Here is a 20,135-nt window from a genome sequence, read left to right as displayed (position 1 = left end):
CTGCGGTTTTTCTCAATGCTTGGTTAAGCTACTAAATATACTCAACTTCAATGATTTCGTACTCTACTTCACCGTTTGGTGTTTTAATGATAACGGCATCATCTACCTCTTTACCAATTAAACCACGCGCGATTGGTGAGTTAACAGAAATCAGGTTATTTTTGATATCTGCTTCGTCATCGCCTACGATTTGGTATTTTACTTCAGCATCGGTTTCAACATTAACGATAGTGACCGTTGTGCCAAAAATAACTTTACCTGTGTTAGGCATTTTAGTTACATCAATGATTTGCACATTTGAAAGCTTCGCTTCAATTTCTTGAATACGGCCTTCGCAGAAACCTTGTTGCTCACGAGCAGCATGGTATTCAGCGTTTTCTTTCAAATCACCGTGCTCACGTGCTTCAGCGATATCAGCAACGATTTTTGGACGGGTAACTGTTTTTAATTCGTTAAGTTCTTCGCGCAGTAATGCTGCACCACGAACTGTCATCGGAATTGATTGCATATTTTTCTCACTTAATCCCAAGGGCGATTGCCTCGCCCTTGGCACATTTCCTTAGTTCATTCGCTGATGTAGTTCCTGAACTGACGTCACCTTGCTACGGTCATCTGCTTGGTTTGCAGTACAGTTAGCAAATGCCGCGTTCAGAGTCGTTGTGTAGTTAGTCTTATGCTGTAACGCACCACGACGTAACACCTTCGAATCTTCAATCGCTTGGCGGCCTTCAGTAGTGTTTACAATGTAGCTGTATTCACCATTTTTAATTCTATCAAGAATATGAGGACGACCTTCGTATACTTTATTCACGCGACGAACTGCAATGCCTGCTTCTTCAAGTGCTTTTGCAGTGCCACCTGTCGCATCTAGCTCGAAACCAAGATCAGTCATGGTTTTAGCTAGTTCAACGATACGTGGTTTGTCACTGTTGCGTACCGATAGTAACGCGCGACCACCGCGTGGTAAAGTGTTGCTTGCACCTAATTGTGCTTTTGCGAATGCTTCGGCGAAAGTTTCACCAACACCCATTACCTCACCCGTTGAGCGCATTTCTGGGCCACGGATTGGGTCAACACCTTGGAACTTAGCAAATGGCAGTACCACTTCTTTTACGCTGTAGTAAGGAGGGATTACTTCTTTTGTAATACCTTGGCTTGCTAGCGACTGACCCGCCATACAACGTGCCGCTACTTTAGCAAGTGCAATACCTGTCGCTTTAGAAACAAACGGTACTGTACGCGCAGCACGAGGGTTTACTTCGATTAAGTAAACTTTGCCGTCTTTCACAGCAAACTGAGTATTCATCAGACCTACTACGCCAAGCTCTAGTGCCATATCAGTCACTTGCTTACGCATTACGTCTTGTACTTCAGCAGTTAGTGAGTGAGCTGGTAATGAACACGCTGAGTCACCTGAGTGAACACCTGCTTGCTCAATGTGCTCCATGATACCACCGATGATTACTTGCTCACCGTCACAGATAGCATCAACGTCAACTTCGATTGCGTTATCTAAGAAGTGGTCAAGTAGTACTGGCGCTTCATTTGACGCTGATACAGCTTCAGTCATGTAACGACGTAAATCGTCTTCATCATAAACCACTTCCATTGCGCGACCACCTAGTACGTATGAAGGACGTACAACAAGTGGGAAGCCGATTTCAGCAGACTTAACAATCGCTTCTTCTAAAGACGTAACCGTTGCATTCTCTGGTTGAAGAAGATCTAGGCGCTCAACAAGCTGTTGGAAACGCTCACGGTCTTCTGCACGGTCGATTGCATCTGGTGAAGTACCAATAACTGGCACGCCATTCGCTTCAAGTTCACGAGCAAGTTTCAGTGGTGTTTGACCACCGTACTGAACGATAACACCTTTTGGCTTTTCAACGCGTACGATTTCTAATACATCTTCTAGCGTGATTGGCTCGAAGAATAAGCGATCAGATGTGTCGTAGTCAGTTGAAACAGTTTCAGGGTTACAGTTAACCATGATTGTTTCATAGCCGTCTTCACGTAAAGCTAATGCTGCGTGAACACAACAGTAATCGAATTCGATACCTTGACCGATACGGTTAGGACCACCACCGATTACCATGATTTTATCTTTGTCAGATGGATTAGCTTCACATTCTTCATCATAAGATGAGTACATGTAAGCTGTGTCTGAGCTGAACTCCGCAGCGCAGGTATCAACGCGCTTATATACAGGCACGATATCTAACTGGTGACGCTTCTTACGAATTTCTGCTTCAGAAACACCGGCAATTTCAGCGATACGCGCATCAGCAAAACCTTTACGCTTAAGCTTGCGTAAAAACTCAGCATTTAAACCAGCCATACCTACTTCGCTGATTGTTGCTTCGTCTTTTAAGATGTCTTCGATTTGAACTAAGTACCAAGGGTCAATCTTAGTTAGCTCGAATACGTCTTCTACGCTCATACCGTGACGCATTGCATCAGCAACGTACCAAATACGCTCAGCACCTGGTTCACGTAATTCACGGATGATTTTTTCTTTTGCTTTCGGATCATCAAGGGCAACAATTGGATTAAAGCCCGTTGCGCCTACTTCAAGACCACGTAGTGCTTTATGCAGTGATTCTTGTTGGTTACGGCCAATCGCCATAACCTCACCCACAGACTTCATCTGTGTTGTAAGACGGTCGTTTGAACCTGCGAATTTTTCGAAGTTAAAACGTGGGATCTTAGTAACAACGTAGTCGATTGAAGGCTCGAAAGACGCTGGTGTTTTACCGCCAGTGATGTCGTTTTGTAGCTCATCAAGGGTGTAACCTACTGCTAGTTTTGCAGCGATTTTCGCAATTGGGAAACCGGTTGCTTTTGATGCTAGTGCAGAAGAACGCGATACACGTGGGTTCATCTCGATGATAACCATACGGCCATCAACTGGGTTTACACCAAACTGTACGTTTGAACCACCTGTTTCAACACCGATTTCACGAAGTACCGCCATCGATGCATTACGCATGATTTGGTATTCTTTATCAGTCAGTGTTTGCGCTGGTGCAACCGTGATTGAGTCACCAGTGTGAACACCCATAGGGTCAAAGTTTTCGATAGAACATACGATGATACAGTTGTCGTTTTTGTCACGAACAACTTCCATTTCGTACTCTTTCCAACCGATTAATGATTCATCGATTAAAAGTTCATTTGTTGGTGATAAATCTAAACCACGCTCACAAATTTCATCAAATTCTTCTTGGTTGTATGCAACACCACCACCGGTACCACCCATAGTGAATGATGGACGAATGATACATGGGAAACCGATGCGGCTAAGTACATCGTGTGCTTCTTCCATTGAGTGAGCGATTTCTGCACGCGGACACTCAAGGCCAATGTTCTTCATTGCTACGTCAAAACGCTCACGGTTTTCAGCTTTATCGATTGCATCGGCAGTTGCACCGATTAGCTCAACACCATGTTTTGCCAGTACACCGTGCTTATCTAAATCAAGCGCACAGTTTAATGCTGTTTGACCACCCATAGTAGGCAGTACTGCATCTGGCTTTTCTTTTTCAATGATTTTCTCTACCACTTCCCAGTGAATTGGCTCGATGTACGTCGCATCCGCCATTTCAGGGTCAGTCATGATAGTTGCAGGGTTCGAGTTTACAAGAATTACTCGAAAGCCTTCTTCTCGTAGTGCTTTACACGCTTGTGCACCAGAGTAGTCAAATTCACAAGCTTGACCGATTACGATCGGGCCTGCGCCTAAGATAAGAATGCTTTTTATGTCGGTACGTTTTGGCATTGTTACTCCGGTTAAATTAGTTAGAACGTGCTTGCATCAGGTCGATGAAGTGGTCAAATAATGGTGCCGCATCATGTGGACCTGGGCTTGCTTCAGGGTGACCTTGGAAGCTAAATGCAGGCTTGTCTGTGCGGTGAATACCTTGTAGCGTACCATCGAATAAAGAAACGTGAGTTGCACGTAAATTCGCTGGTAATGTTGCTTCGTCAGCTGCGAAACCGTGGTTTTGCGCTGTGATCATTACAACATTGCGGTCAAGGTCTTTAACTGGGTGGTTACCACCGTGGTGACCAAACTTCATTTTCACCGTTTGTGCACCTGAAGCAAGTGCAAGTAATTGGTGACCTAAACAGATACCAAAAATTGGCGTGTCTGTTTCTAGGAAAGTTTTAATTGCTTCAATCGCGTAAGTACACGGCTCAGGGTCGCCTGGGCCATTTGATAAGAAGATACCGTCTGGGTTTAATGCCAGTACGTCTTCTGCAGATGTTTGTGCAGGAACAACAGTTAATTTACAACCGCGGTCAACTAACATACGTAAGATATTACGTTTAACACCGAAGTCATAAGCAACAACGTGGAACTTCTCGTCTGCTGCTTCTAGCGTTTTAAAGCCTGAACCTAACGTCCAGCTTGATTCGCGCCACTCAAAATTTTCCTTGGTTGAGACAACTTTTGCTAAATCCATGCCTTTTAAGCCTGGGAAGGCTTGCGCAGCTTCAAGCGCTTTATTCTCATCTAACTCGTCGCCTGCAATGATACAACCATTTTGAGCGCCTTTATCACGTAAGATACGTGTTAATTTACGAGTGTCGATGTCAGCAATACCTAAGATATTGCGTTCTTTTAAGTAATCACTTAACGATTGCTCGTTACGGAAATTACTTGCTAGCAGTGGCAAATCACGGATCACTAGGCCTTTAGCCCAGATTTGACCCGCTTCTTCGTCTTCGCTGTTAGTACCCGTATTACCGATATGTGGGTACGTCAAAGTTACGATTTGTTCCGCGTATGAAGGGTCAGTCAAAATTTCTTGATAACCAGTCATAGACGTATTGAATACTACTTCACCGACTGACATGCCGTCAGCGCCGATTGCAGTACCGCGAAACACTGTGCCGTCTTCTAGGACTAACAGAGCGGATTTAGTCAAGTTAACCTCCTAACAGTAAAAAACGGGAGTAAAGTCATTTGCTCTACTGCCCGTTTATAGCGATTGGAAACACGCATTTATGAATTTTTGGCAAATTGGCGCTATTCTACAGTAAATTAGCATTCAGATCTAATCTTAATTAATAAAATAGTAAAAATAAGCGTTATTAACTAAAAACTCACTGAAACTGCCAAAAAAGAAACTAAACTACTTCAAGTCAAGCACATCTTGCATGTCATAAAGTCCAGCTGGTTTATTTTTCAACCAGCCCGCAGCTCTTACAGCACCTAATGCGAAGGTCATTCTTGAACTTGCTTTATGAGTTAATTCTAGCCTTTCGCCAGAAGTTGCGAAATATGCGGTGTGTTCACCTACTATATCTCCGCCTCTCATGACTGAATAACCGATTTCATTTTGCGATTTTGCGTGTTCGTCATTGCTTCTATCAAAACGCGCGACTTCATCATGCTGCCAACCTTTTGCCTCGGCAATAGCTTCACCAATTGCCAATGCAGTTCCTGATGGCGCATCGATTTTGTGACGATGGTGGGCCTCAAATATTTCGATATCCATATCATCGCCAAACTTCACAGCCGCAGTCTGCACTAAGTTAAGCAGTAAATTCACACCTACGCTATAGTTGCGAGCAAAAACAATCGGAATGTGTTTCGCGGCATCATTAAGCGCATCAAGATCATCTTGGTTAAGGCCCGTAGTACCAATTACCATGGCGATATTTTTTTCGACCGCTGTTTTTAAATGGTTGCGCATTCCTGCCGGTAAAGTGAAATCAATCAATACATCTGCATCTTTTACGTCTGTTTCTTTACTAAATGATACATTTGCTGATGCAGCGCTGTTTAATTGATTAACCGCAATATCTAAAAGTGGCGAGTTATCACGCACGTACGCGCCCGTTAATGTTGCGTCATCTTTTTTTGAGACAGCTTCTAAAAGTGCAAGTCCCATGCGGCCGTTTGCGCCAAATACACCTATGCGGTTCATATAGTTACCTTATCTATTCTTCTTAGCTGGCTGGATTTTATCGAAAACTCATGTAATAGTCAGGTTAGCTTATAAAAAATACAGAGCTAATTTTAGATTTATTAATAGAACAACAATAATAACAGATAGTCTTTGCATTTAGCCATCTATACATTTAAACTTCTTCCTTTGCGCCGATTTGGTCTTTGGCTTGCGGGCGCTGTTGTTGTCTTTTAGACACAACTAAATACAGCTAAAAGAAGTGTTTGGCTGTGTTATTGGTTATCTAACGAGGAATATGATGCAGCCATCATTTAATAAAACAAAAGCAAAACTTTCTTTGCTGCCGCTTTTGGTGTTTGTCGGCTTATTTTTAGGCGCTGGCTTATACTTACAGTCTCAAGGTGTCGATTACGCCTTCTATCAATTGCCTGCTCCTGTGGCAATTTTGCCAGCCATCATGCTGGCGTTTATCTTAAATAAAAATACCATCAACCACAGTGTTGAAACCTTTATTAAAGGTGCTGGCCATAGCAACATTATCACTATGTGTTTGATTTATCTGCTGGCCGGTGCGTTTTCTGCGGTTGCTGGTGCGACCGGTGGTGTTGATGCCGTAGTTAATGCCGGTTTATCACTTATTCCACCTGCTTTGTTACTACCAGGATTATTTTTAATTGCTGCGGTAGTGTCGACTGCGATGGGTACTTCAATGGGTACTATCGGTGCGATTGGCCCGATTGCTTATGCCGTCGCCCAAAAAACAGGCATTGATCCATCTCTGATGGCAGGCACGATTGTATCAGGTGCCATGTTTGGTGATAACTTATCAATCATCTCTGACACAACTATTGCTGCAACCCGCACGCAAGGCTGTGAAATGAAAGATAAATTTCGTGAGAACTTAAAAATCGCCTTACCTGCTGCGGCATTAACTATCGGCTTGTTATTCTTCTTAACGCCTGCAGCAGAAGCTGTAGAAACACAAGACTTCGATATCTTACTAGTATTACCTTATGCCTTTATCTTAGTGCTCGCGGTAATGGGCTTTAACGTATTCGTGGTGCTGTTTAGCGGTATAATCTTCGCTGCACTTATGGGCTTTACTGGCAGCTATGAAGGTGCAAGCTTTGTAAAAGATGTTTATAAAGGCTTTACTGATATGCAGGAAATTTTCTTGCTATCGATGTTTATTGGCGGTCTTTCAGAGTTTATCCGTATTAATGGTGGTCTTGATTATATTGCTAACAAAATTCAGGCAATTACAAAAATCATTGCAAAATGGCACCGTAAAGTAGCAGATCAATTAGGTATTGCTGCACTGGTTATGACTAGTAACTTATGTATTGCCAATAATACCGTGTCTATTATTGTTGCAGGCCCAATTGCTAAAAAATTAGCAGATGATGGCGAAATTACAGGCAAGCGTTCAGCAAGCTTACTTGATATTTTTGCTTGTGTTACGCAAGGCTCATTGCCGTATGGCGCACAAGCACTCCTACTCGGCGCAACATTCAAAATTAGCCCATGGGAAGTCTCTACCTCTTCTTACTACTGCTTTATTCTTGCCTTTACTGCCGTTGCAGTAATTTGCTTACGCCGAAATAAAGCATAAGTTAAATAATTTTTCTCAAGATACGCCCAAATATGGGTGTATCTGCTATAATCCAACCTGTATATACTCAAACCACCTCAAAGTGCGAGTTTCAGTTGGAATTAAAAGCGATTTAGGCAAGGCATTGATTACAAGTAATAGTGGTTCTATTGTTAAAATCAATAACACAGTATAAATCGCTTTTAAACCAACCCTTTGGGCGCTTCACAGGCACTTACTCTCATTGTTGTTACTTCTTAAAAGGGACTGCCATTCTTGCAAAGTAACGCCTTGATATTAAGCACCTGTGAAACGCTGAATTCTGCATCTTGAGGTGGCTTGGGTATATAACCCTTTACACCATCAATATTGAGATATGAACTTGAAAAAGATCCTTTCTGTTGCTGCGCTTTGTGCAGTAAGTACTTCGAGCTATGCCGCTAATTGGAGCTCTACGCAATTACACGTTAATAACGGTGAACACAAAAACCCGTTTTCATTAACTAAGTCAAATACCACGGTTGTATCACTACAGCATGCATCTGGTTATGACTATGGCGACAACTTCTTTTTTATTGATTACAGCGACGACGACCGTCAAGATGGCTATCAAGACAAAGACTTTTACGGTGAGTGGTATTCAACATTTAGCTTATCAAAAATCTCTGGCAGTGATTTCTCATACGGCGCAATTGCTGATGTGGGTTTAACGGCAGGTTTTAATGCCGCAGGTGACTCGAAAGTTCTTAAGTATTTACCTGGTGTAAAGCTTAGCTGGCAAGCACCGGGCTTTAGCTTTTTATCTACTTTATTTACCGCTTACATCGATGACAGTGAAGGCGTAGCACGCGGTGGTGCACCAACTGAAACAAACAGCTGGATGATTGATGTTGCTTGGGGCTACCCATTTACTATTGGCTCACAAAAGTTCAACGTAACAGGCCATGTTGAATACATTGCAGAGCGTGAAAATGAATTTGGCGAAGATGTTAAAGCGTGGATTTTAGCGCAGCCAATCATTACGTGGGATTTAGGTCACGCAATGAGCATGAAAGAAAACACCTTGCTGCTAGGCCTTGAGTGGCAATACTGGCACAACAAGCTAGGTACAGACACAACAGAGTCAGTACCACAACTTCACGTTGAGTGGACGTTCTAATAAGCTGAAAGCTGAAAGCTGAAAGCTGAAAGCTGAAACCTGAAAAATTAAAGCCTGTAGTCATCACTGAGTACAGGCTTTTTTAATTTCTATAGATACTCTTTACAGTTTACACTGTGGGGTTTTGCCTTTTGCTTTCGCGGCTTGTTGGGCTTTTAATGCATCCGACATATGCTTTTGTAGCTCTTTAATGCGGTTACCCGGTGCAGGGTGAGTCGACATGAACTCTGGGGTACCGCTACTACCAGCTGCACTCATATTTTGCCAAAGCGACACTGATTGCTCTGGGTTAAACCCTGCTTTTGCCATTAAATCTAAGCCAACAATATCTGCTTCTGATTCATGTGAGCGGCTAAATGGCAAAACAACACCATACTGTGCGCCTAAGCCTAAGGCTTGCATTATTTCGCCGCGATATTGCACATTCCCCATATCAAGTGCTGCACCACCAACTTGCAGACCTGTTTGTAACAATGCATTTTGTGATACACGTTCATTAGAATGCTCAGCAATAACGTGTGCAACCTCGTGACCTAGTACCGTTGCCAGTTGGTCTTGATTTACAGCAACTTTTAATAAACCTGTATGAACGCCAATATAACCCCCCGGTAATGCAAATGCGTTTGCTGAATCTTCTTCAAACACTACTACTTCCCACGATTGCTTTGCATACTCGTTAGGTAAAACGGCAATAACATCATCAGCGATACACTTCACATAAGCATTGACGCCAGGATCGGTATTAACAGGCTGTGTTTTTTTCATTTCAGCAAAGCTTGCTTGACCCATTTGGCTCATTTGTTGGTCTGAATAAAGCGCGATTTGTGTACGCCCTGTTGGAGAGGTTTTACAGCCAGCTAAAACAGCGGTGGCTAACACTGCCATGATTAACTTTTTCATACTAGTCCTTCAAATACTTAGTGTAATTGTGGCTAATATAGCAAAGCATTGCTTAATTTTATATGAAAATGAACAATCACCCACTCAGTTGTTATCATTTAGTTAATTCTTTTACTTAGCAGGCAAACTAAGTTCACCACAGTGATTCACACTGCTACAATAGTGACCTAATGTTTGATGAATGAGTAAACAATGCCTTCCCCTGAGACTTTAAATAAACGCATTTTATTACCTTTACTGGCAAGTATTGTCGCGATTACGCCTTTAGCAATTGATTTATATTTACCGGCAATGTTGGTGATTGCCAACGACTTGCAAACTACCATGCCAAATGTGCAAATCTCGCTCAGTATTTATTTAGCGGGTTATGCCTTGGGTATGTTGTTTTTTGGTCCGATAGCCGATGAACTTGGTAGGCGATTACTCGCTAAGGTGGGTTTAGCGCTATTTGGCATCAGCTCATTAGCACTGGCATTTTGTACCAACATCGAATTATTTTGGTCTTTAAGAGCCGTGCAAGCATTCACAGGTGCCGCTGCGACAGTCGTAGTGCCAGGTATTATTCGCCACATTTACCGAGAGAACACTGCCAAAGGCATGTCTTATGTCTCGATGATTATGATGGTTGCCCCGTTAATTGCCCCTACTCTAGGCTCATTAATCATGGGAATTTCAACATGGCAGGTTATTTTCATTGCATTAGCTGCTTATAGCTTTGCCATTTTAGCTTTGGTGCAAATTCATTTAATCGATATTCCAATCTTTAAGAGTCAGCAACGTGGTTTGGCACTGTTCTTTAATAGTTATAAAACGGTATTTTCTCGTCGTAGTGCCCTTGCCGATATTGCCAGCTCAATGTTTGCCTCATTTGCATTCTTTTGCTTTTTAACATCGGTACCTTATGTATATCTCGATTTCTTCAAAGTAGATGAGCAATTGTTCGGTGTGTTATTCGCCTTTAACGTGCTGGCTTTAATGTTCGGTAACTTTATGAATACACGTTTAGTGCCGCGCTTAGGTTCTCGTAAACTGTTATTTATTGGGCTAGGTATTGGCTTTGTGTCTGGTGGGGCATTGTTGTTATTCAGTGTGATGCATTTATCGCTGTATTTTATCGTTGCCACCATCGCACCATTGATGATGAGCTTGGGTATTGTCGCGAGTAATGCTGACTCATTAATACTGATGCAATTTGAGGAAAAGTCAGGCACTGCAACAGCTGTTATTGGTACCCTGAGATTCGGCAGTGGCGCTTTAGTTGGGCCTATCCTTGCTTTTGTTCACCCACAAAGTGCGATTCCATTTTCTGCGATGATGTTCAGCGCACTGATACTGATCTTACTTGTACAGCTTTGGCATCGAAAACGATACCAATCGACTTAAATATTGAACACAATTGTAATAAAAAAAATGCCTGTAATTAACAGGCATTTTTTATATCTCTTTAAAGCTTATTCAGCTTCTTTCGATACCATAACCATTGCAGGGCGTAATAAACGGCCATTTAATGTATAACCTTTTTGCATTACTGCAAGAACAGTATTTGGCGCTACATCATTGCTTGGCTGAATTGACATTGCTTGATGGAATTCAGGGTTAAATTGTTCACCCTGTGGGTTAACAATTTCAACACCGAATTTTGATACCGCATCATTAAAGCTTTTAACAGTCATTTCGATACCTTCAAGCACAGGCTTAAGCTGCTCATTTTCTTTATCAGAAAACTCTATCGCACGCTCTAGGTTATCGATAACAGGTAGTAATTCGTTAGCAAACTTCTCAAGTGCAAATTTATGTGCTTTTTCTACATCTTGAGCGGCACGACGACGCATGTTCTCAACATCTGCAGCAGCACGAACAACACTGTCTTTTTGATCGTTGATCGTTTGTTTAGCCGCTTCTAATTCGCTGTGTAGTAGTGCAATTTCAGCTTCAGGGCTCATTTCTTCGCCGTCAACTTGTTCAGCCGCTTTTTCTGCAGCTTCTACTTCAGCTTGCATTTGTTCAAATTCTTCGTTTAGTTCAACTTCTTGCTCTGGTGATTTTGTCTGCTCAGACATAGCTTACATGCTCCAATTCTTTACAACTGCGGTAATTATGGGGATTGAATTAAAAGATTCAAGAGGCTGATGAGCCGATTAACTTAAATTCTTGGATGATTGCTTCTATTTGCGCTGATTTTGGACAAATTACACAAAATCGGCTCTGGTATTCATGGTTATTAAAATAAGGAACGCTGATCACCATCAACTCATTACAGTCTGTAAATGGCAATTGTTCTGTGTTTAACACCGATAACCCATTTTTAAATGCGAGTTTATCTTCAACAAAATTTAAAAACGATACACCAATGTTTAAACTGGTTTGGCAATCAACTTGGCGGTAAAGGTAGTTTTCACCTACCACAATACTGTTGTCTGAACCGAGTTTTTGACTTAATTGACGAGTCCATTGTGTTAAAGAGTCGTGGCAATTATGTGGTGCAGTGGCTGCCATTGCCTGCATTCGATATAAGCCCTCCATTAAGGTTTGCTGGCTGAATACGGTATTAAGCCAAGTCGCAAACTGGTAACGAACGGCATCAGATGAGTCTTCAGGTTTGGTAATGCAAATGTTATGGCTTTGCCCTGCTCTATCGATGAGTAGAATAAGCCAATTGCTACCATCAAAATCAAGCACCTCTACTCGAAAGACCAGCTGTGAACTGACTTGAGGTAAGCCCACACAACAACACACCTTATAACGCTGACTCAAACCATGGGCGAGCTCAACTAATTGTGCTTGCTCGGGCTGCCAATATGTTGCAATTTCAGGCAGAGCAAAAAACTCAGTAAGCCAATAATCAAACCCGGCATTGGTAGGTACGCGGCCAGCAGAAGTGTGTGGCGAATAGAGTAAGCCTTCTTTTTCAAGCCGTGCCATTGCATTGCGCACAGTAGCTGAACATACCGCCATACCTTTTTGCTTGGCAATACGGGTAGAGGCAACAGGCTGACCTTCACCGTTACAGTAAAGGCTCATTACAGCTGAAAAAATTTGTTGGTCACGCGGATTTAATTTCATAATTTATACATCTTGGTACTTGCCAGTGGATATTTGGGCGCAGCAAGTTTATTTCAAGTTATTTTCAAAGCATTAGTTTTTAATGTAATCTAGCGATATGAAAGTTTAAGTGCAAATAACATGGATTCACCGTTTAAAACCATAGGTTTAATTGGCAAACCTAATCACAGCGGGGCAGCTGCCACACTTGCTCGCCTGCACACATTTTTGCGAGCCTTGGGTTTTGAAGTGCTAGTAGAGCAGCGCACTGGCCGCCAACTTGAAGATCTTCCCCGAGAGAACCTTGTTAAATTGGTTGATTTAGGTGAACGTGCAGACTTAGCCATAGTCGTCGGCGGTGATGGCAATATGCTTGGCGCAGCTCGAGTTTTAGCGCGTTTTGATGTTGCCGTAATTGGTGTAAACCGTGGTAATTTAGGCTTTTTAACTGATTTAAACCCAGAAGGTTTCGAAGCCAGCCTTGAACAAGTATTAAGTGGCCAGTTCCTCGAAGAAAAACGCTTCTTGCTTGAAGTTGAAGTATATCGCCATGCCGAACTCAAAAGTGCAAACTTGGCAGTGAATGAAGCAGTACTTCATGCCGATAAAGTTGCTCATATGATTGAGTTTGAGGCCTTTATTAACAACGATTTTGTATTCTCGCAACGCTCGGACGGTTTAATTGTTTCAACACCTACAGGCTCAACTGCTTATTCATTATCTGGTGGCGGGCCGATTTTGACACCAGAGCTTAATGCGATTTCACTTGTGCCTATGTTCCCGCACACATTATCAAGCCGCCCTCTTGTGGTTGATGCTGATAACGAAGTGCGTTTAAAGCTCAGTCTTGAAAATACTGATAGCCTGCAAGTCAGTTGTGACAGCCATGTGGTTTTAGCTGTATTACCTGGCGATGAAGTGGTGATAAAAAAAGCAGATAAGCGTCTGCGCTTGATCCACCCTAAAGAATACTCTTACTACAATGTATTAAGAAAAAAATTAAACTGGGGAAGCCGCTTATTTTAAGCGGCTTTTTTATCTCAATTGATTGCCAAGGCACATTGAATAGCGCAAAATAATCAAACTTAATGCTGTATTATTTTAAGGATTCTAAGGCGAAATGAGCTATATCGTTTTTCTTGCTCTGTTATTACTGATCACCTTGCTAGGTTGTTACTGGATGGTTGAGAGCAACCGTCGCAAGGCTATTGAAGCTGAAAAAAAACGTTTTAATCAACGAGTAAAAGAAATCAATAATGATTTTAAAGATAAGTTAATTGATTTCAGCGAGAGTAAAATCATTCGTCCGAAGAACATCTCGCGTTTGAGCATGATCACTAGCAATTACTTTGTTGTGCAAGCCCATAACGAAGAAAACCTCACATATCTTGAATACATTAGTGATTTACTGCTTAACACAATCATTATGGAAGCCAGTAAAGCACAAAGCCCAGAACAGATTGATCAGCTTGCAGACAGATTACAGTATTTCATGGCTGAATTACCTTATAATGGTATTGAATATAACAAAGCGTTTTACCAAGAGTCCCTTCCATCACTCATTGAAGTAATTAAATATCAGCCTCCAGCCGATTTACAAGACGATCAGCCGCCAGCCCAGAGCACACAAGCGTCAGATGATTCCGCACCAGAAAATCAATTGTCAGAATTAAGCAAAGCTTAAAAATTTAATTTGCAAAACCCGAAAACACTGTATAAATTAACAGTTAATTAGCTGGATGGATAAACAGTATGTTAATCGGGTTAGAAATTAAAAACTTTGCCATTGTAAGTAATTTAAGTACTGAGTGGCACAATGGTATGACAGCCATTACAGGTGAAACAGGTGCGGGTAAATCAATTGCAATTGATGCCCTCTCTTTATGTTTAGGTGAACGCGCTGATGCTGGTGCCGTTCGCCCTGGTACTGATCGTGCAGAAATATGCGCACAATTTGATATTAGCCAACTCCGTCTTGCCCAACACTTTTTAGAGCAACATTTACTCTCAAACAACGAAGGCGAATGTTTACTACGCCGTGTTATTTGCAAAAATGGCCGTAGCAAAAGCTATATTAATGGCAGCTCAGTTACCGCTGCACAGTTAAAAGAGTTAGGTCAGTACTTAATTTCTATTCACGGGCAACATGCCCATCAACATTTATTAAAAGCTGAACACCAGCTACATCTGCTTGATGCCTATGCCGGCCACAATCAGTTATTAGCTGATGTTAAAGAACGCTTTAAAGCCTACCAAGCCTTACTCAAAGAATTTAACCAGCTTGAACAACAACAGCAGCAACAGGCAGCTCAAAAGCAATTACTTGAGTATCAAGTAGCCGAACTTGATGAATTTGCTCTGCAACCGGGTGAATTTGAAGAGATTGAAGCTGAGCATCATAAATTAAGCCATAGCCAGACTATTTTAGAGTCATGCCAACGTGAGCTACAACACTTATACGAAAGTGATGAGCAAAGTGCGTGTTCATTATTGCAACATAGTGCTCAACAATTTGCAGAACTAGCAAGCTACGATGAGAGCTTATCTAGCATAGCATCACTACTGAGTGAAGCTGCCGTTCAAGTTGAAGAAGCAAGCCGCGAGATACGCAGCTATGTTGATGTTACCGACTTAGACCCAGCACGCTTAGACGAAGTTGAAACTCGTTTAACAGGTGCTATGGATCTTGCTCGTAAACATCACATAAAGCCAGAAGAGCTTGTTGAGTTTCACCAGTCAATCTCTGAAGAATTAGCATCAATTAGTTATAACAGTGACCGCCTTGTGGCACTTGAAAGCGAAATCAGCGATGCCCTTGAGCAGTACAAACAAGCAGCTCAACTATTAAGTGAAAGCCGCCATAGTTATGCAGATACGCTTAATCAGTTAATTAGTGATAGCATGGCGAATTTATCGATGGAAAACGGCAAGTTTGCTATTGATATTCAACAAGCTAGCGATAAAGCACCAAGTGCAATGGGTTTTGATACTGTGTCGTTCTTGGTATCGACCAACCCGGGTCAACCGCTACAAGCACTGTCTAAAGTGGCCTCTGGTGGTGAATTATCTCGCATTAGTTTAGCTATTCAGGTCATTATTGCTCAGCGTGTTACAACGCCGACCCTCATTTTCGATGAAGTTGATGTGGGTATTTCAGGCCCTACCGCCTCTGCAGTCGGTAAGCTATTACGCCAGCTAGGTAAATCGACCCAAGTTATTTGTGTAACTCACTTGCCACAAGTTGCAAGTTCTGGGCATCAGCAATTTTTTGTAGCCAAAGAAATTGCAAACGGCGAAACCTTTACGCAAATGAATAAACTTTCAAAAGATGGCCGTATCGATGAAATTGCCCGACTACTCGCTGGCGACAACATCAGTAAAATGGCAAGAGCGAATGCCAAAGAGCTTATTAGCGCACATGCATAAGTTAATAGTTAATACTGTTGAGAGTTTAAGTTGGTTAGAGTTTAGAAATGAATATTAAAAATATGGGTACCGCTTTAGTGCTTGGCTTGATTGCACTGAGTTCAAGCCACTCACAGGGTTCAACAGCTGATTCAGCTTATCAAGGTGCGCAATTAATCGTTATTTTATTTGAATGTATTTTAATTGCCCTCCCGACTACCGCATTTTTGTTGGTTATTTGGAGTCGTTGGAAGCATTTACGCTTTAAGCAGTTACTACAAACTGTGTTAAATTCATCTTTAGTATTAATGTTATTTAGCATGCTAGCTGTTAATCAATTAACACGCGACTTTTCGTCATGGTTAATTGTATTAGCAATCGGCCATACATTACTTGTTGGTATAAGTTATTTATTGCTTAAACAACACACTAATAGAGTTAAAAGCTCTCTGACAGGCTGTTGGTAGCCGCTCCATAATTTGCACACATTTGCTGGTTAGTATAAGAACACATTAAGCTTATTCTAACCACAAATGAAATACTCTTTACTTATCGCTACGTGTTTACTGTCTTTTTCATGTGTAGCAACCTCACTGCCCAGCTCTCTATTAAATCAAGTCACTGACCTTGAGAACCAAGGCAAGCTCAGTGAAGCACTCACTATTCTTGAGCAATACAAAGATAATAACACCGCTACATCGCCCCCCGAAATTGCTATGGCACAAGCGCCTCTTTTACGTAAACAAGGTCATTATAACGAGGCGATAGAACTGCTATCGCCATTACAAAAGCTTGCTAGTTTGAGTAAAAAAGACCAATACCACATTCAAAAAGAGCTAGGGATCAACTACCGTCGCCAAGTAAAAACAATAGAAGCAAAAAATCATTATATGGCAGCCTTAGCACTTGCAAATGAGCTTGAAGACAAAAACCTACAAGCACAAAGCCATAGCAATTTAGGTTCACTATACGACACGCTTAATGATCTTGAACAATCAATGCATCATCAAGTAAAAGCACAAGCGTTATTAGAAAACAGCGATAATTATGAACTAGTTGCCACTAATTTTTATAACTTAGCAAACCTTGCTCACAGGCTTGATGACCTCTCGCAATCTGAGTACTTCTATAAAAAAGCACTCGAGTTTGATATTAAAACCAAAAACCAAATGAATATTGCAGATACCAGCTTACAGCTGGCCAAGCTGATGTATAAACGAGGTGATTTAGAGCAGGCTCTCCCCTTATTAAATAACGCCTATACCCGTTTAGCCGATATCAATGCCTATGAGAATATGGCGACGGCGAAGCATACGTTGATGCAATTGTATTTGAAAATAGGCAACCAGCATATGGCATTGAGTAGTGCAGAGTCTGGGCTCAACGCAGCGCTTAAATCTGGCTCAGCTTTAAGTAAAATTTACTCTTACTTTAACTTAGTTGAATTACATTTAGCACTTAAAAACTCTGAGCTAATTGGTCTCTATTTAAGTCGAACAAAAGAGTTGTTAACTGATATTGATAACCGCTTATTGAATCAAAAACAGCACGGCTATACCGCAATTTATGCTGAACTTATCGGTGATTACAAGCTAGCTGCTGAGCAGCTAAAGCTTGAAAATAAACTGGCCGAGTCTTTATTTGAAGAGCATTTAAATAAAGCCGTCGAAAAGAATAAAAAGCAATTAACAGCAATCGAGCAACAGCAACGTATTGATGATGAAATTCAAAAAAACAAACTCGCAACTGCACAAATGAATAACCAGCGACTAGAAAAACAAATTTGGTTGTTATCTGCTGGTATTGTTTTGTTGTTTAGTACCCTTGCGTTAGTACTCTATTACTTCAAGCATCGAAAAGCGTTATTTAAAGCCAAGCTTTATCAATATAACTTAATTGAAAAAGACAAAATGCTTGCTGATATCTCTCATGAATTACGCACCCCACTGAGTGTATTGAAACTGCATATAGAAGCGCTTGAGCTCGATATTCAAGAGAACCGCGATCTCGCCTACAGCAAAATTAATGGCAAGATAGCGCAACTTAATAACTTAATTTCAGATGTATATCAGTTATCTCAAGCTGAAAACAAAACCCTGACATTGAACCTTCATCAATATAATGCCGCGCAAATATTTGCTGAATACGAGCAAGACATGCGCCGTTATGTTTGCAGTCATCAGCTCACATTTTTTGCTGACATTGTTATTGCTGATGATGTTGAAATCACGGTAGATAAACAAAAGCTCGACCAAATCCTCAACAATATTTTTACTAATGCGTGTCTATACACAGACACCCCAGGCCATGTCCGACTTAAAGTTCGGGCCAACAAGCAAGAGCTGTTTATTCAAGTCGATGATACTTCTCCGGGTGTCGGTAAAGCTCATATAGGCAAACTTTTTGACCGTTTATATCGTGTTGAAGAGTCTCGTAGCCGCGCATCGGGGGGGTCTGGTTTAGGGTTATCAATTTGTCAGAGTTTTGTCGAGTTGATGTCAGGTAATATTAACGCGTTACCAGGTAAGTCAGGTGGCTTATGTATCAGAATATTACTGCCTTTAGGCAATAAATAAGCCTCTCCATTTTTCCACCACAATTTATTGCTTAAATAGCACTATAAACTACTGTGGAATGGAACCATGTCAGAGTCATTAAAGCACGCTCAATGGGCAAAATCTGTTGAGCGTAAACACCGCCAAAGCAAAGTTAAAAAAACCAAAAAGTCGCCACTGCCAATTTACGCGGCCCTTGCCAGCATACTGTTAAGTGCAGGACTCTATTATGCAAGCTACGAAAAGCCAATAGAGTACCCTCCACTATCTGAAGCTGCTAAACAACGTATCTCCCAGTTCTTTGCAAAGCAATTCTTAATGGGCCAGTGGCGCTTAAATCAAATAAAGTACTCAACTAATGCGATTCAGGTCTATGTACAAACACCTACCGCGATAGCCCTTGAAGGTGAGGCGTTAAGCCAATATTTACAATATGCGTTGTGCCCTAGTCCTAGCAAACGCATTTGGCAAGATATTCAAGCAAGAGAATTATCAGTGTATGTGTTCAGCCATTCTATTCGAAAAGGTGAACGTACTTTGTGTAACTGATATGAAAGCGATGAACGCCAAATCAATTGATTTGACGTTCATCATAGCGATAGCCTGCACCGTAAACGGAAGCGACTATCTTAGGAGAGAACTGTAAATTCTTTAGTTTTTTTCGAATATTTTTGATATGACTGTCGATTACGCGGTCGGTAATATCAAAGTTATTGGGTTGGATATGATCAAGTATCTGCTGTCTTGAAAAAACGCGCTTAGGGGCTTTATACAAAAGCTTAAATACGTCAAATTCCACTTTAGTTAAACCCAAAGACACGCCTTTAATCTCAACTTCAAGCGCATCTTCGTTTAAACAAATAGTAGCTGGCGTTTCAACAGTTTCATTGCGACTAGATACTGGCGCGCAGCGCCTTAAAATAGCTTTAACACGCATCACCAGCTCTGCACCGCTAAAAGGTTTACAGACATAGTCATCAGCGCCATGTTCTAGCCCTTTCAACCTATCAGCCTCTTCGACTTTAGCGGTTACCATAATAATAGGCACCATAGAAAAAGCGCGGATCTGCTTCATACATTCCACGCCATCTAAATTGGGCAACATTACATCTAGAATTATTGCATCAGGATTATTTTCTTTAACCCACAACACCACAGCACTGCCATCAGTGATGTGGTGAGTGGTAAAGCCAGATGCATTGAAGAACAACAGCACTTGTTCTGCAATATCTAAGTCGTCTTCAACGACTAATATCTGCGGCATTTTTATTTCCGTTTTATATTTTTTTTATTGTTTTTAGTTGTTGCTTCACCATCGCTTTAAGGGCGTCTGATAAGGTCTCATCTAGTAAAACCATAGTCAGAATATCGTGCAAGTCTTCACTATTCATGACCTCATTGAGTAAATCATTTTCAGATTTTGAACTTGGCTGAAAAAAGCTTAACTGCTCGTTATTTGTGTGTTCGCAAAACATTTTCTTTTTATCCATGTTGTTAGCATCAAATATTCAGATGGGCTTCTGCCTCTGATAACCATTAAAACGCAACAATATGGAGCAAATATG

18 protein-coding genes are annotated in these 20,135 nt (G+C 41.4%); 9 read left to right on the top strand and 9 right to left on the bottom strand.

Annotated elements, in window-relative coordinates:
* Positions 1-31: 31 nt before the first annotated feature.
* The 4 genes from greA to dapB form a co-directional block, all read right to left on the bottom strand.
* The gene (gene greA, locus EXT43_RS12505) at positions 32-508 is read right to left on the bottom strand and encodes a transcription elongation factor GreA (protein ID WP_054551507.1); all 477 of its coding nucleotides are present in this window, start codon (positions 506-508) and stop codon (positions 32-34) included.
* Positions 509-559: 51 nt separating this feature from the next.
* Positions 560-3,778, bottom strand: a complete 3,219-nt coding sequence (gene carB, locus EXT43_RS12500) for a carbamoyl-phosphate synthase large subunit (protein WP_054561701.1) — start codon at positions 3,776-3,778, stop codon at positions 560-562.
* Between the two features lie 16 nt (positions 3,779-3,794).
* Positions 3,795-4,931, bottom strand: coding sequence for a glutamine-hydrolyzing carbamoyl-phosphate synthase small subunit (gene carA / locus EXT43_RS12495; RefSeq protein WP_055020805.1), 1,137 nt, complete (start codon positions 4,929-4,931; stop codon positions 3,795-3,797).
* A gap of 207 nt (positions 4,932-5,138) precedes the next feature.
* Positions 5,139-5,936, bottom strand: coding sequence for a 4-hydroxy-tetrahydrodipicolinate reductase (gene dapB, locus EXT43_RS12490; protein WP_130167100.1), 798 nt, complete (start codon positions 5,934-5,936; stop codon positions 5,139-5,141).
* A 280-nt stretch (positions 5,937-6,216) separates the two neighbouring features.
* Here dapB and EXT43_RS12485 point away from each other — a divergent pair, with 280 nt between their 5' ends.
* Both EXT43_RS12485 and EXT43_RS12480 read left to right on the top strand, forming a co-directional pair.
* The gene (locus EXT43_RS12485) at positions 6,217-7,530 is read left to right on the top strand and encodes a Na+/H+ antiporter NhaC family protein (protein WP_054561704.1); all 1,314 of its coding nucleotides are present in this window, start codon (positions 6,217-6,219) and stop codon (positions 7,528-7,530) included.
* 355 nt (positions 7,531-7,885) lie between these two features.
* On the top strand, positions 7,886-8,668 hold the full coding sequence (locus tag EXT43_RS12480; RefSeq protein WP_058585218.1) for a nucleoside-binding protein: 783 nt from the start codon (positions 7,886-7,888) through the stop codon (positions 8,666-8,668).
* A 102-nt stretch (positions 8,669-8,770) separates the two neighbouring features.
* Here the strand turns inward: EXT43_RS12480 and EXT43_RS12475 are convergent, their stop codons facing one another.
* Complete coding sequence (locus EXT43_RS12475) at positions 8,771-9,568, bottom strand: M48 family metallopeptidase (RefSeq protein WP_054561706.1); 798 nt, start codon at positions 9,566-9,568, stop codon at positions 8,771-8,773.
* Positions 9,569-9,760: 192 nt separating this feature from the next.
* On the opposite strand from EXT43_RS12475, the gene EXT43_RS12470 reads away from it, so the two are divergent.
* Entirely contained in the window at positions 9,761-10,951 is a 1,191-nt protein-coding gene (locus EXT43_RS12470; RefSeq protein ID WP_055022171.1) for a Bcr/CflA family efflux MFS transporter, read from the top strand.
* Between the two features lie 68 nt (positions 10,952-11,019).
* Here EXT43_RS12470 and grpE read toward each other — a convergent pair whose 3' ends face one another.
* On the bottom strand, positions 11,020-11,628 hold the full coding sequence (gene grpE / locus EXT43_RS12465) for a nucleotide exchange factor GrpE (RefSeq protein WP_054551515.1): 609 nt from the start codon (positions 11,626-11,628) through the stop codon (positions 11,020-11,022).
* A gap of 58 nt (positions 11,629-11,686) precedes the next feature.
* Complete coding sequence (locus EXT43_RS12460; protein WP_062564559.1) at positions 11,687-12,631, bottom strand: HrcA family transcriptional regulator; 945 nt, start codon at positions 12,629-12,631, stop codon at positions 11,687-11,689.
* Between the two features lie 120 nt (positions 12,632-12,751).
* Between EXT43_RS12460 and nadK the strand changes: the two genes are divergently transcribed.
* The 6 genes from nadK to EXT43_RS12430 all read left to right on the top strand — a co-directional run bounded on the left by nadK (position 12,752) and on the right by EXT43_RS12430 (position 19,119).
* On the top strand, positions 12,752-13,636 hold the full coding sequence (gene nadK / locus EXT43_RS12455) for an NAD(+) kinase (protein WP_054561709.1): 885 nt from the start codon (positions 12,752-12,754) through the stop codon (positions 13,634-13,636).
* A gap of 94 nt (positions 13,637-13,730) precedes the next feature.
* Positions 13,731-14,294: a hypothetical protein gene (locus EXT43_RS12450; RefSeq protein ID WP_063527477.1), complete on the top strand. Its 564-nt coding sequence runs from the start codon at positions 13,731-13,733 to the stop codon at positions 14,292-14,294.
* Between the two features lie 68 nt (positions 14,295-14,362).
* A complete protein-coding gene (gene recN, locus EXT43_RS12445; RefSeq protein ID WP_130167099.1) occupies positions 14,363-16,036 on the top strand; it encodes a DNA repair protein RecN in 1,674 nt (557 codons plus the stop codon).
* A gap of 47 nt (positions 16,037-16,083) precedes the next feature.
* Positions 16,084-16,482, top strand: a complete 399-nt coding sequence (locus EXT43_RS12440; RefSeq protein WP_130167098.1) for a hypothetical protein — start codon at positions 16,084-16,086, stop codon at positions 16,480-16,482.
* A 66-nt stretch (positions 16,483-16,548) separates the two neighbouring features.
* A complete protein-coding gene (locus EXT43_RS12435) occupies positions 16,549-18,591 on the top strand; it encodes an ATP-binding protein (protein ID WP_130167097.1) in 2,043 nt (680 codons plus the stop codon).
* A gap of 66 nt (positions 18,592-18,657) precedes the next feature.
* Positions 18,658-19,119, top strand: a complete 462-nt coding sequence (locus tag EXT43_RS12430) for a hypothetical protein (protein ID WP_130167096.1) — start codon at positions 18,658-18,660, stop codon at positions 19,117-19,119.
* A gap of 22 nt (positions 19,120-19,141) precedes the next feature.
* Here EXT43_RS12430 and EXT43_RS12425 read toward each other — a convergent pair whose 3' ends face one another.
* Positions 19,142-19,834, bottom strand: a complete 693-nt coding sequence (locus EXT43_RS12425) for a response regulator (RefSeq protein WP_130167095.1) — start codon at positions 19,832-19,834, stop codon at positions 19,142-19,144.
* 13 nt (positions 19,835-19,847) lie between these two features.
* Positions 19,848-20,060 (bottom strand): hypothetical protein, encoded by a 213-nt coding sequence (locus EXT43_RS12420; RefSeq protein ID WP_235575464.1) that lies wholly within the window; start codon positions 20,058-20,060, stop codon positions 19,848-19,850.
* Between the last annotated feature and the right edge of the window lie 75 nt (positions 20,061-20,135).

The organism is Pseudoalteromonas sp. CO109Y (genome assembly GCF_004208935.1).
GTDB classification, from domain to species: Bacteria; Pseudomonadota; Gammaproteobacteria; order Enterobacterales; family Alteromonadaceae; genus Pseudoalteromonas; species Pseudoalteromonas shioyasakiensis.
Note: the sequence above shows the minus strand (reverse complement) of the source record. Positions and strands in the feature narration are given on the sequence as shown.

What these genes read in the sequence shown, in the direction of transcription:
- greA (WP_054551507.1), bottom strand. Translation starts at nt 508, where the DNA reads ATGCAATCAATTCCGATGACAGTTCGTGGTGCAGCATTACTGCGCGAA.
- carB (WP_054561701.1), bottom strand. Translation starts at nt 3,778, where the DNA reads ATGCCAAAACGTACCGACATAAAAAGCATTCTTATCTTAGGCGCAGGC.
- dapB (WP_130167100.1), bottom strand. Translation starts at nt 5,936, where the DNA reads ATGAACCGCATAGGTGTATTTGGCGCAAACGGCCGCATGGGACTTGCA.
- EXT43_RS12485 (WP_054561704.1), top strand. Translation starts at nt 6,217, where the DNA reads ATGCAGCCATCATTTAATAAAACAAAAGCAAAACTTTCTTTGCTGCCG.
- EXT43_RS12480 (WP_058585218.1), top strand. Translation starts at nt 7,886, where the DNA reads ATGAACTTGAAAAAGATCCTTTCTGTTGCTGCGCTTTGTGCAGTAAGT.
- EXT43_RS12475 (WP_054561706.1), bottom strand. Translation starts at nt 9,568, where the DNA reads ATGAAAAAGTTAATCATGGCAGTGTTAGCCACCGCTGTTTTAGCTGGC.
- EXT43_RS12470 (WP_055022171.1), top strand. Translation starts at nt 9,761, where the DNA reads ATGCCTTCCCCTGAGACTTTAAATAAACGCATTTTATTACCTTTACTG.
- grpE (WP_054551515.1), bottom strand. Translation starts at nt 11,628, where the DNA reads ATGTCTGAGCAGACAAAATCACCAGAGCAAGAAGTTGAACTAAACGAA.
- EXT43_RS12460 (WP_062564559.1), bottom strand. Translation starts at nt 12,631, where the DNA reads ATGAAATTAAATCCGCGTGACCAACAAATTTTTTCAGCTGTAATGAGC.
- nadK (WP_054561709.1), top strand. Translation starts at nt 12,752, where the DNA reads ATGGATTCACCGTTTAAAACCATAGGTTTAATTGGCAAACCTAATCAC.
- EXT43_RS12450 (WP_063527477.1), top strand. Translation starts at nt 13,731, where the DNA reads ATGAGCTATATCGTTTTTCTTGCTCTGTTATTACTGATCACCTTGCTA.
- recN (WP_130167099.1), top strand. Translation starts at nt 14,363, where the DNA reads ATGTTAATCGGGTTAGAAATTAAAAACTTTGCCATTGTAAGTAATTTA.
- EXT43_RS12440 (WP_130167098.1), top strand. Translation starts at nt 16,084, where the DNA reads ATGAATATTAAAAATATGGGTACCGCTTTAGTGCTTGGCTTGATTGCA.
- EXT43_RS12435 (WP_130167097.1), top strand. Translation starts at nt 16,549, where the DNA reads ATGAAATACTCTTTACTTATCGCTACGTGTTTACTGTCTTTTTCATGT.
- EXT43_RS12430 (WP_130167096.1), top strand. Translation starts at nt 18,658, where the DNA reads ATGTCAGAGTCATTAAAGCACGCTCAATGGGCAAAATCTGTTGAGCGT.
- EXT43_RS12425 (WP_130167095.1), bottom strand. Translation starts at nt 19,834, where the DNA reads ATGCCGCAGATATTAGTCGTTGAAGACGACTTAGATATTGCAGAACAA.
- EXT43_RS12420 (WP_235575464.1), bottom strand. Translation starts at nt 20,060, where the DNA reads ATGGATAAAAAGAAAATGTTTTGCGAACACACAAATAACGAGCAGTTA.